Annotated in this window: 12 protein-coding genes; all 12 read right to left on the bottom strand. The window is 38.1% G+C overall.

Features of this window, described 5'->3' with window-relative positions:
* Positions 1 to 32: 32 nt before the first annotated feature.
* The 12 genes from AC6ESP_RS02755 to AC6ESP_RS02700 are packed head-to-tail and all read right to left on the bottom strand — an operon-like array spanning position 33 to position 12,117.
* Complete coding sequence (locus AC6ESP_RS02755; protein WP_497095148.1) at positions 33 to 992, bottom strand: glycosyltransferase family 2 protein; 960 nt, start codon at positions 990 to 992, stop codon at positions 33 to 35.
* 10 nt (positions 993 to 1,002) lie between these two features.
* On the bottom strand, positions 1,003 to 1,857 hold the full coding sequence (gene rfbD, locus AC6ESP_RS02750; protein WP_497095147.1) for a dTDP-4-dehydrorhamnose reductase: 855 nt from the start codon (positions 1,855 to 1,857) through the stop codon (positions 1,003 to 1,005).
* Positions 1,858 to 2,880: a dTDP-glucose 4,6-dehydratase gene (rfbB, locus tag AC6ESP_RS02745; RefSeq protein WP_497095146.1), complete on the bottom strand. Its 1,023-nt coding sequence runs from the start codon at positions 2,878 to 2,880 to the stop codon at positions 1,858 to 1,860.
* Between the two features lie 9 nt (positions 2,881 to 2,889).
* Complete coding sequence (gene rfbC, locus AC6ESP_RS02740; RefSeq protein ID WP_497095145.1) at positions 2,890 to 3,447, bottom strand: dTDP-4-dehydrorhamnose 3,5-epimerase; 558 nt, start codon at positions 3,445 to 3,447, stop codon at positions 2,890 to 2,892.
* Between the two features lie 14 nt (positions 3,448 to 3,461).
* On the bottom strand, positions 3,462 to 4,205 hold the full coding sequence (locus tag AC6ESP_RS02735) for a sugar phosphate nucleotidyltransferase (protein WP_497095144.1): 744 nt from the start codon (positions 4,203 to 4,205) through the stop codon (positions 3,462 to 3,464).
* Between the two features lie 11 nt (positions 4,206 to 4,216).
* Positions 4,217 to 5,005 carry a glycosyltransferase family 2 protein gene (locus AC6ESP_RS02730; protein WP_497095143.1) on the bottom strand — a complete coding sequence of 263 codons (789 nt, stop codon included), beginning with the start codon at positions 5,003 to 5,005 and terminating at the stop codon, positions 4,217 to 4,219.
* Positions 5,006 to 5,029: 24 nt separating this feature from the next.
* Positions 5,030 to 5,842: a sugar phosphate isomerase/epimerase family protein gene (locus tag AC6ESP_RS02725; protein ID WP_497095142.1), complete on the bottom strand. Its 813-nt coding sequence runs from the start codon at positions 5,840 to 5,842 to the stop codon at positions 5,030 to 5,032.
* Positions 5,823 to 6,608, bottom strand: coding sequence for an NAD-dependent epimerase/dehydratase family protein (locus tag AC6ESP_RS02720; RefSeq protein ID WP_497095141.1), 786 nt, complete (start codon positions 6,606 to 6,608; stop codon positions 5,823 to 5,825). The genes AC6ESP_RS02725 and AC6ESP_RS02720 overlap by 20 nt, the downstream gene beginning before the upstream one ends.
* A gap of 2 nt (positions 6,609 to 6,610) precedes the next feature.
* The gene (locus AC6ESP_RS02715) at positions 6,611 to 7,597 is read right to left on the bottom strand and encodes a glycosyltransferase (RefSeq protein WP_497095140.1); all 987 of its coding nucleotides are present in this window, start codon (positions 7,595 to 7,597) and stop codon (positions 6,611 to 6,613) included.
* A complete protein-coding gene (locus AC6ESP_RS02710) occupies positions 7,594 to 8,718 on the bottom strand; it encodes an FAD-dependent oxidoreductase (RefSeq protein WP_497095139.1) in 1,125 nt (374 codons plus the stop codon). The genes AC6ESP_RS02715 and AC6ESP_RS02710 overlap by 4 nt, the downstream gene beginning before the upstream one ends.
* A 60-nt stretch (positions 8,719 to 8,778) precedes the next feature.
* The gene (locus AC6ESP_RS02705) at positions 8,779 to 9,129 is read right to left on the bottom strand and encodes a DMT family transporter (protein WP_497095138.1); all 351 of its coding nucleotides are present in this window, start codon (positions 9,127 to 9,129) and stop codon (positions 8,779 to 8,781) included.
* A 12-nt stretch (positions 9,130 to 9,141) separates the two neighbouring features.
* Positions 9,142 to 12,117 (bottom strand): hypothetical protein, encoded by a 2,976-nt coding sequence (locus AC6ESP_RS02700; protein ID WP_497095137.1) that lies wholly within the window; start codon positions 12,115 to 12,117, stop codon positions 9,142 to 9,144.
* Positions 12,118 to 12,133: the final 16 nt, after the last annotated feature.

Below are 12,133 nucleotides of genomic sequence, written 5' to 3'. Positions count from 1 at the left end.
AATCCCCAGCTTCTAATATTTAAGCATATGCTTCAATCGTTTGCCGTATTTCTGACATACAGTGATTTCGCTTTATCCGACACCCATTTCCGCTTACGCTGCATCCTTGGGAGCAAGCGAATAATGACAGGCCAACAGCTAATCAAGCCCGGCTCTCTCACCATAATGTAGCCTAGCTTGATTAGCTCCAAGAGTAGAAGAATTGGCATCAGCTTCAACCAATGCCAGCCGACAGGCTCATTCTTAATTAATGTGAAGAAATGATTCTGATAGGAATGCCTGCGTACAAACAAAGGGACGGCTTGGCGGCCGCCCTGCTTCCAGCCTCTATGATGAACTGCCTCTGCAGACGGCAAGTAATAGGCCTTCCAGCCTAGCTTACTTGCCCGCCATGCAACATCTACATCCTCTTTGTATGCAAAAAAATCCTCATCAAAAAACTGTCCTTCTATTGAAATATCCTCAATCATTCGGGTTCGGTAGACAGCAGCCGCACCAGACACTCCGAATACCTGCTGCTGAGTAAGCCAACTCGATACTGGCTCTCCCGCCCCTAAGTCATAGGCTTGTCTAGTTGCGCGCATGCCTAGACCAGCACTGTCCATTAAGTTTGGATCAGAAGCTAGTACGAGCTTGCCTGTAGTGCTTCCTATTGCTGGCTGCTCCTCCATCATGGCAATAATCTCTGACAGATAATTAGGATGCAAAACGACATCAGGATTCAGCACTAGAACGTAGTCGGAATAAGTTGCTTCGTTAATGGCCTGATTTTGTCCCCCCGCAAAGCCGTTATTCACGGCATTCACTATGAAACGAAGCTTATCGTTCGTGAAGGACAGGCTTCTTAACAGCTCTGCCGTTCCATCGCTGGATGCGTTATCTATGACAATGATGCTCTCTATTGGATAATACTGCTTCGACACTGCAGCAAGGCATGCTTCAATGTCTGAAGCGCTATTGTAGGTGACGATGCATACACTTGCTGTAGCCATCTGTTATTCCTCACTTGCTATCATTAAGATAATGGCGGAGCGCTTCTCTCCACGGACGGAGAACGTTTAAGCCATTGCTGCGAATACCGGTATGATCCATAACGGAATAGAAAGGTCTTGGTGCTGGCCGAGGAAACTCCTCAGTCGTGCAAGGGTTCACTTGAATGGATAGACTGCTATCCTCGAATATGGCCTTGGCGAAGCCGAACCAAGAGCAGGTCTCAGAATTAGAAGCATGATAGATGCCATAATAATCAGTCTGGACAAGCTCTAGCAAAAAAGCTGCTAAATCATACGTGTAGGTTGGTGAGCCAATCTGATCAGCAACGACAGTCAATTGATCGCGATCTTTGGCCAAGTTGAGCATCGTCTTCACGAAATTATTGCCGTATTTGCCATATACCCAAGAGGTTCTGACGATAAAAAAGCGGTCGTGAAGCGTCTGGACAGCCTGCTCGCCTGCAAGCTTCGACTTGCCATACACGGTTTGCGGATTCGTACGATCGTATTCATTATAAGGAACCGAGCCTGAGCCATCGAATACATAATCCGTACTTATATAACAGAGCTTAGCTCCTATTTCCCTTGAGGCTACTGCTAAGTTCCGAGTACCAACAGCGTTGATACGGAACGCTTCATCCGAATCGGATTCGGCTTTATCAACCGCTGTATAGGCTGCGCAGTGAATAACAACATCAGGACGATGCTGATTAAGCACGTCCCGACATTGAACCAGATTGGTTATATCCAATACATCCCGTCCGAAGCCAATGATATCTGCTGCTTCGGTAGACCAATTCGCTAATTCTTGGCCAAGCTGGCCATTTGCTCCCGTAACGACAATTTTGAGCTTCTTTCTTGTCAATTAGTTCGCCTCCAAACGGTCCTTGTACTGCGTGTCATAATATTGCTGATAAGAGCCCGAGGTCACCTGCTCCATCCATTCCTTATTGCTAAGGAACCAGCGGATTGTCTCTTTAATTCCACTCTCGTATGGATATTTCGGCTGCCAGCCCAGCTCATTGCGAATCTTGTCAGCATCAATGGCATACCGGCGATCATGACCTAGGCGGTCTTGAACATAAGTAATGAGTGATTCAGGCTTGCCTAGCTCAGCAAGAATTGTCTTAACTACATGGAGATTATCTCGTTCGTTATTGCCACCAACGTTGTATACTTCACCGTTACGACCCTTATGAAGAACAAGATCAATTGCACTGCAGTGATCCTCCACATACAGCCAGTCACGAACATTCAGACCGTCGCCATATACAGGCAGAGGTTTGTCCTGAAGAGCATTCTGAATCATCAGTGGAATGAGCTTCTCTGGGAATTGATAAGGACCATAGTTATTGGAACAGCGAGTGATATTAACGGGAAGCCCGAATGTCTCGTGGTACGCTCTAACTAGAAGATCCGCTCCTGCTTTGCTGGCAGAATAAGGACTGTTCGGAGCAAGTGGTGTCTCCTCTGTGAATAGACCCGTATCGCCAAGTGTCCCGTATACTTCATCGGTAGATACTTGAACGAATTTCTTAATCTCGTATTGCTTCGACAGATCCAGCAGCGTCTGTGTGCCGAGAATGTTCGTCTGCACGAAAATTTCAGGATGTAGAATGCTCCGATCCACGTGGGACTCAGCTGCAAAGTTCAATACTGCGTCGATATCGCCAGCCGCGAATATAGGCTCCAGAGCCGACTTATCGGCAATGTCAGCTTTGACGAACGTATAGTTCGGATGCTTCTCAATTGAACGTAGATTCTCCAAGTTGCCTGCATAAGTTAGCGCATCTACATTGATGATTTGATAGTCTGGATATTTGTTGATCATGTACAGAACAAAGTTGCTACCTATAAATCCGGCACCACCGGTAATTAGTAATTTCACGTTGATTACTCACCCTTCATATATAAAGTTAATGTCTGCGTCAGCTAACACGGGATGCTTGCCGTCTTTATCAGACAGAATTGGTGTCGATGTCGGCCAGTCTATTGCTAGAGCTGGATCATTCCATGCGATGCCACGATCATGTTCAGGAGAGTACAGAGCGTCAACTTTATATTGAACTTCAGAGTTAGACACTAGTGTGCAGAAGCCATGGGCAAAGCCTTGGGGTACAAGCAGTTGTCTTTTATTAGCTGCACTTAATATAAATCCCTGCCATTGCCCGAATGTCGGAGAACCTTTTCGAATATCAACGACTACATCGTAGATAGCGCCAGCTGTTGCACGAACCAGCTTGGTTTGCGCTTTAGGATTCAATTGATAGTGCATGCCTCTAAGGACACCCGCCTCTACGGACAAGGAGTGATTATCTTGGATGAACTTGTACGTTATACCGTTCTCGTATGCAACCTGTTCATTGTAGCTTTCTGTAAAAAAGCCTCTATGATCACCGAAAACAGCTGGCTCTATTAATTTCACTCCTGAAAGCTTCGTCTCAATAATCTTCATGGTTCACCCTCCTACTACAATTTAAGCTTGCCGAATTCCTCACCGAATGTTAGATCCTTCGCATATTCATTCGCTTTCGTCAGCGAAGCATGCGTTCCCGCATCCGTCCACCAGCCACTCAGAATATCATAACTCAGCTCGTTCGCTTCAATATAAGCATTATTCACATCGGTAATTTCAAGCTCTCCACGTCCGGAAGGCTTTAACGTTCTCACAATCTCAAAAACTCGACTATCATACATATATATTCCAGTTACAGCGAAGTTACTCTTAGGTGTCTGCGGCTTTTCTTCGATCGAGACGATTTTATCTCCTAGCAATTCCGGTACTCCGTAACGCTGCGGGTCATGTACCTCCTGAATGAGGATCTTCGCCCCGATACTTTGCTGCTTGAAGTTATCTACGAATCCAGCAATGCTATCCTCGAACACATTATCACCGAGTATTACGACCATCTGGTCACCATTAATGAAATTCTCTGCTAGGCCGAGAGCTTGAGCAATTCCGCCGGCTTCGTCTTGCACTTTATATGTAAGGCTTACACCGAATTCATGGCCGCTGCCGAGCAGGTTAACCACGTCACCCATATGCTCCTTGCCCGTAACGATCAGAATATCATTGATGTTCGACTCTTTGAGCTTGGCAATAGAATGAAAAATCATAGGATATTTGCCTACCGGTAATAAGTGCTTGTTCGTTACTTTCGTTAGAGGATACAAGCGTGAGCCTGTTCCTCCTGCTAGTATTATGCCTTTCATAGTTGTCCTCCTTAGTTTTTAACATTGTATTTACCTGCAAATACATTCCAAAGTGTTTGCAGTAATAAAATATTACCTTTTATAGGACTAATTTTAGTAGGGACCTTCCCTTTGGGATAAACTCTACTAACAGGTATTTCTATAACTTTCATTCCAATCTTCGGTGAGATGTAAGAGAGATAGGCTAAAAGTTCATATGTATTAAATATATTCCTAAAAGGTTGAACACGAGAGTCTAGCAATAACTTTCGCGAGTGTCCCCTATATCCATTAGTTGTGTCTGTATACCTGAACCCAGAAATAAGAGAAAGGTATGGAGCATGAATAAGTTTAATAGCTAGTTTTCTACTAATCGGAGTATTCACTTCCGTTCCACCTGGTACATATCTCGAACCTTGTATAAAATCCATACCCTTATTTAATTCCTCTATAAAAAGTGGAATAGATTCTACACTATCTTTGTTATTTCCATCGACAGTAATTACTCCATCGTACCCATTTTTTAACGCATACATAAAACCCATTCTTAACTGTGCGCTCAACTTACCAGTGTCTCTCTTGGTTAGAATCGCTGTGACTCCATTATCAATTAAAAAATCATCATTTAGAGATCCGTCGGTGCTACCTCCGTCTAGAATAATTACATCAACAATACTACTAAACGGTTTTAACTTTTTAATCTGCTTTTGTATTTTTTCACCTTCGTTAATAACTGGTATACATACACAATAAGAATTTTTTTTGTTTTGAAATTGTGTTAATTCATGATTAGGCACTTGCCAACTTGAGTCGTCAATCATTTGAGTTTCTGAGCCCCACTTTCTCTAAATTGAAAAGTAATGTCGGGTAACATAATTTAATGCTTCCACTACTGCTGCCCTATTCTCACTGAGTATTCCATTCTTCATTTCTATAGATACCCAATCAGAATAGTGAAGGTCATGCAAAACAGTTGAAATCGTTTCATGCATATGGTTATGACTTCCTGGTATATTTAAAAATGGATCACTTATATGCAAATGTCCTGCAAATGGGAGACATAAAGGTAGAACTTCCTCTGGATTTTCATTATTTAAAATCATCGTCCCCGTGTCTACATGCAATCTAATACCATCGCTATTTATATCCTTGATAAACGCCAACCCTTCTAGAGAGGTTGTAATAAAATCACAGCCATAAACTTCTGGATTAGGCTCGATACAAAGCTCAACTCCGAGGTTTATTGCTTGTTCGCCTAGTCTTCTAAAAAAATCCACTGCATGACCAAAACTCATTTCTCTATTAGATGATCCTATTAATCGGTTTTTCGGTGAACCAAAAACGATTGCTTTTATTCCTAGCTTGCTCGCTAGCTTTAATATTGAATTCAAGTATTCAAAAGTTTCTTTATGAGAATCACCAAAAATAGTTAAATGACCTTTATTAAACAAAAGCGACTGCATAGCAATTGGTAAAAGACCATTACCTTTCCAATATTCTCTATACTTAGAGATTTCATCATTGGTCGCATGAATAGGTTCTACCCATCTTTTTGTAGGAGCAATTTCAATACCCTCGACCCCATATTTCTTTAATAAAGGAATAATGCTTTCATTCTCAATGTGTTCCCAAGCAATATTAGATACTGCTAATTTCATGATTTGCCCTTTCTGAATCAATAAATTGTTTTATTTGATTCAATACATCAGATTTGGTAATAAGATATGGGCCTGTTTGCTGAAATAAGGATGAATATTTACTTTTCATATCATAGTTAACTGGTGATCTATCTGTGACATTATGGAACTCTGTATGAAAACAATTCTTTGATACTTCTTCAGCTGATACCGGCTCAGTTGCAAAATTAATAGTTGAGACATTATGATTCATCGCTATTTGTAAGTCTGACCATAAGCGAGACATATCATAGAATTGAAATACACTCTTGTGATGTGTTAAATCCAAACGGTTATTATGAATAAGATCATAAATGAAGTTTTTCTTTAATCCTTCGCCAAATAAGCCCGGTAATCGTACTATTACATGATTATTAAATTTATTGCGTACGAATTGTTCCAAAAGAAAACGATGCTTACCATAAGCCTCCATTGTATCCTTCTCAATCAAAGTATCTTCCGTAACATCTATCGGCTTCTCATACACATCAACGGTAGAAATTAAAATGAACCGCTCTACATTAATAGTATCAATATAAGATATTAGACTTTGTAGATTTGACCAATCCTGCTCAGGTTCTTGATTGGCTTTCCACTTAACGGCAGGTGCTCCTGCACAGACTACCAGATCATATTGCTTGCCCTTAATATCTTGTATGTTCTTGGAGTTGTAACAATCATTAAAGCTTGTCTGTGAGAGCAGTGTCGAACCGACAAATCCTGTATACCCAATTAATGCTGATTTCATAGTTATCCCTCCTGTTTTGATACTGCAACTTCGAGTTCACCAATAATTGTTTCCTTTTCATATCTTGCTTTATGAATCTCTAAAGAACTTGTTGTGTATGCAGGGCGATCCTGAATTTCAATTAATATCCTTGATATATACTCCCCAAGCATGCCAACAATAAAAAACAAACCTCCAAATCCAGCACTAATAAGAATGACTAAAGTTGTCCAGCCCTGTACAACATATTGATTGAATATATAGTTGTACAGAGCGTACCCTCCCATAAATACACTAAATATAATAAAGAGTATAGATAAATAGTGCGCGAATTTTAATCCTATATTTGAGAATGATACGATTATATCAAATGCAGTACCGACATTCTCACGATTAAACTTACGCACATCACTTGATTTATTGTTTGGCTTATATGCAATGCTGTTTTTGGAGTATCCCGTATATGAATATAGCGCTTTTCTATACCTGACCTTCTCTTTCAAATTCAACATGGCATTTAGCGCTCTACGTGAAACTAATCTGACTCGTTCTGTTCGAAGATCTAAATTTAAATAAGATATCCTATTAATAACTTTGTAAAACAGTTTAGATGTCCAAGAAGGTGAGGTTGTTGGTGCAAGCACCACCAAATCAAATCCTTTGAGTGCCGTTCTGTACATCTCGATGATTTGCTCGACATCAAAATCAAAAATGGTACTTTCTATTTCTATAACAAAATCACCCATTGATTTGATTAAGCCCGCCATCATTCCTTTTTCCACTCCATGCTTGCGGGATAAATTCAAAAGCAACATAGTCCCCTTTAGCTTCTCCGCTGCTTTTCTAATGTTGGCCTGAGAATAATCATTACTCGCATCATTCACCACTATAATCTCATAATGATAGAATGCGTTATTCATGGTCTGATCTATTTGCAATATGGCTTTCTCTACGAACTCTTGTTCATTATGTACATACATAACTACTGAAACAAATACCTGCTCTTTCACAAAAGTACATCCTCCAAATCATAAATTGTATTAAATTTTCCTGATAGTACAGAGATGAAATCTGGATCGCTCTGTGAAGTTCTAATAACAGTAGGTCTTGAATCATCTAATTCTGCGGAGTTAAGTATTGTTTTAACAGAATATAGTGATTTTTGATATTCAAACTGTAGACTAGGCTTCAAGTACTTTTGTGTTTGCTGTTTCATACGAAACCAGGCAGTCTGAGGGCTGAATTCACAATTGTTGCAGTTTTGCAAAGATATATCAGAACAATCATTTCTGTGTTCCTGGCATGAAAAAGTCGGAAATACATTTGATGACGATTCATGTGGGGTATAACTTACTGATGTTAATGAATGATGCCCCGAACGACCAAATGGCATAACAGAGAAAAAGGGTCCATCCATTAGTGTTATACCTACATTTTTCAATTGCTCGTTTGCTTTTGTCAAGATAACTTCACACAATTCGTATTTTGTTTTAAATGTGTCCCTCCCGAAAATAGTCAGAATTTGATTAATACTTGCATATGTTGCGTTTAACACTTTCAGAGATGATATGGTTTGTAAATCATTAATTATAATTTTGTACTTATCACTAGTTTGATCTACATGCTTCACTTGTGAGTTGAAGTAAAGATCTACACTTTTCAAGTTTTTCAACTTTTCCATAAACCATTCTTTTATAATAACCGCATCGTAGGTATATTCGTTTGTTTCAAATACGGCTTCCACAGTACCATTATTAAAATATTTATCAGCATTCATTTCTTCTGCCGGTATTCCTACATAACGGCAAAACTTCAAAAATTGTTCTGCATTCGTTAAAGAGTCGTACTTTGAAATAGCGTAGACTTTTTTAAACTGACTATGGATGCCGAAGCTGAATTCTTCATTAAAACGATCATAGTATTGTGCTGATTTGATTGCAGTCGATACACTTCTAGGATAATGGTACCCATTATGAACCCGAGCTTGATTGATATAGCTGGCTCTTTGTAAAGGTGCAGAATCCATTTCTATTAGTGCAACCTTGAGGCCTCGTTCCCCAAGAAATTTCGCAGCATACAACCCATAGATTCCTGCCCCTATTATTGCATAATCATAGTAATTAATAGTCATAAGATACCTCTTAATCCCTCCGTCATTATGTTTGTACAATGATGTGTACTTACTTACACATTAATTCAGCAAAATAATTGTACCTGCTATTAAAAGCAGTAACCCTATTATTTTCATCATTGTCAAAGGCTCATTAAACAATATGACTGATATAAGAACTACCCCGACAGTAGTAAGAGCCTGAGATATCGGAGAAACACGACTTAATTCCCCTCGGGATAAAGCCATAATATAAAACAGAAAGCTTATTCCATAAAATACTGCTCCACCCCAGATTTGAGGAGAAGCAATTATTTTACTAAAAAAAGCTATGCTCAAGGAATCAGTACGAATATCAAGAACTCCTTGCTTTAAAAATGTTTGTGCTAATAAGTTAAACACCAGTGCACCTATTAACAATAGAATTATCATCTTGGCATACTCCTATTTAATTAGTTTTAACCACTTCATATTACTGATTCGGAATTTTACATTATCAGTTTCTGGTAGTCCATCAATATCAAGTCTTAAAAATTTAATCGAATCATTTAGTAACCAATTTGGGTTAGAGCCTAATGGAACCAAATATTCCGACTCTCCTCCTGTAAAAATAAATGTGCTTTTTTCTGATAATTCACCATCAATATCCCAATAAAATTGCAAGCTAAATGGCGTTGTTACTGGCTGCTCAAACTCTATTTTCAACTCCAAAAAGTCAGCATCTACACCGTTAATAGGTAGTTTTGGAGTCCATACCAGATAAGGGTCGTTTCCTGTAATTGTAATCCAATCTTTATTTATCTCTACACTATTGTGTGCAAAATCCTGAAGTTCATAGTCTACTACCTTAAACCTATCCATTAACTTATCGTTCCCACCCCAGGCAGATGGAATAGACATAAGATCCTTCAATATAAAGATATCAGATAACTTATCCATATTATAAGCTTTGCTCATCTTCGACTGATTTAATTGTTCTAGTCTATCCTCTCTTACCAAGAACTGTAGTCCCTCAAACTCATAAAACTGATAATTATTTTGTAGAACCCAGCTGTATATTCGATACGATCTCAACGAGGTGGGAGCCCCATCAAATTTCAATGAAGGCCCTAGAAAGATAATAGGGATATCGTTTTCTTGTAGTCCCTTAATAAATTTCTTCTGAATGCTCTCATTAGATGCCAAGAAATCAGCTGAATACAGTGTCGGCACTTTTTTATTGAAAATATAATACAACATCGAACGATTAGTTAGGTCAGCGAAGGTTTCATCTTCCTTCAATACTTTATCCAACACAGTTTTAATATTTGTTAATTCAGATATTCGCTGCGGATCGGTGTAGAGACCACCTATATTCTTAAATTCCTTATTTACTTCGCCATCATAATACACCATTTGATCGGGTACAGTTATCGGACGTATTAATTTATCAACATCAAATGAATTATTCAAACTAATTACCGTTCCTAATACTCCTAAAGTACCACCTAAAAATAACACCACGCTCAGACGCATTTTTCGATCGGTATATATCATAAAAAACACAATAGGTATCAAACCTGCAATACAAAGAGCAGAAATAGAGCCTGATCGATTAAATGATCCAGGGTCAAGTCTGCCAAGACTATATGAACTAATAAAAAGAATAAACAATGTAATAGAGCAGAGGTATAAGTAAATATATATATTTTTATTTTTTTGAAACAGCAGTCTAAATATAATCCACACAAATAACATTATAGAGCCTGCCCAAAGTCCGATTCTAACGCTTTCCCAGACGAATCTATCCAAAAATTCAGATCCAAGCCCGTGGGGAAACCAAGCAGGCACATTTTGATAATATGCGAATAATCCAACACCATAAGCAGTAGTATTACTTGAACCATTATCGAGAAGATATTCGATTGTGCCTATCATATAAGGAAGTAAAAAAATAAATACAAGTAACTGCAGAATGAGAGAGGTTAAGAACCATATTTTCGATTCTTTCCATGCAATGATAAATTGTCTTTCTTTAAATATTCTATAGCACATATATATTGCTATTGGCATTGTTGCAATAGTCAGACAGGCTCCAGCACTGGGATTATAAAAACAATGGAATGCTGATAACCATAACCACGTTACCAACCATCTAAGCGGTTTATTCCTTAACTGTACGCTAAAAATGATAAGAAGAATAGGTAAAACAAGATAAAAACGACTTAAAAAGGCTGCCGAAGAAACGGGTATATAGAACAAGACATAAAGTAACGCCCAATGTTTTCCGTATAGTTTTGACAAGATAATGGTTAATACCATTCCTGCAAGACAAGGTAGTACTACTAGTGAAATTGCAAATGATGCTACCGTTCCATCGAACAGAACATTATTTATCCCACTGTAAAATATACCCAAAAGCCCTTGGACAGACAAAAATTCTGTATTATAGCCTTGACCCAATTCAAATACTTGTTGCCATGGCAATAAAATTTCTCCCATATGAAAATCATCATTAACAAAAGTACTATAGGCTGGAGTGGTAAATAGTACTAAGAAGGCAATACTAGCTAATGTGGGATTGCCTATTAAGCTTTTCCAATTTTCAATGGTTACTGTTTGAGATTTAAAATAATTTCTAGTTTGTATAAACATCATGAATACTACGAATAGAGAAATCAGTACAACTGTTTTCACATTGTAATGTGTGCTGACGACTCCATTATGTCTATATGACAGAAAAGCCAAGCTGTAAAATATAAGCGGGATAGGAATCTGTATAATGAGAATAAATTTCTTTAGAACTTCAAAGGCTTTCTCTTTATATAAGACAACTAATAATAACTTCAATATCCCTATCACAGAGCAAACAATAATAGGTAAATATTTAATCTTGTCTGAAAGCTCTTTATTAACTAATCCTAAGGTCGAAATAAATGACACTGTCGCAATAAATGAAATGCATACGGATAATAGAATGAGCCAAAAATAGTATTGTTCATTTTCTATTTTTTTGATTTTCAATGCAATAGCTGCAACTGCAGTAATGCTCAGCAGTATGACGGCTGGAAGAATGTTTCTACCGTTAGAAAATAAAAGCACCATAGATACATATGCAACAACAAAATAAAGAAAATATACTTGATCATTTAAAAATCTTTTTCTTTTAGTTTTAAACTCATGCAGAGATATTGAATTGATTATAGGGTTAATTAAAGTGAAGCACATTATAAAAAATACAATAGAACCAACAATAAATAAGTAATCAAAATTCTTGTAATAATCAATATAAGTTACTGCTCCAACTATTATATCTGTATAATTTTGTTTACCATCTTTAAAAAAGGTAAATAAGATGATCGAGAACCCAGCTGTTAATAGTAAAGAGATAATAAAAGCGACATTCAGATGTTTCATTGTTTTCGGGATGAAATTTTTCATGATGAACATAAAACGC

The organism is Paenibacillus xinjiangensis, from assembly GCF_059686975.1.
Note: the sequence above shows the minus strand (reverse complement) of the source record. Positions and strands in the feature narration are given on the sequence as shown.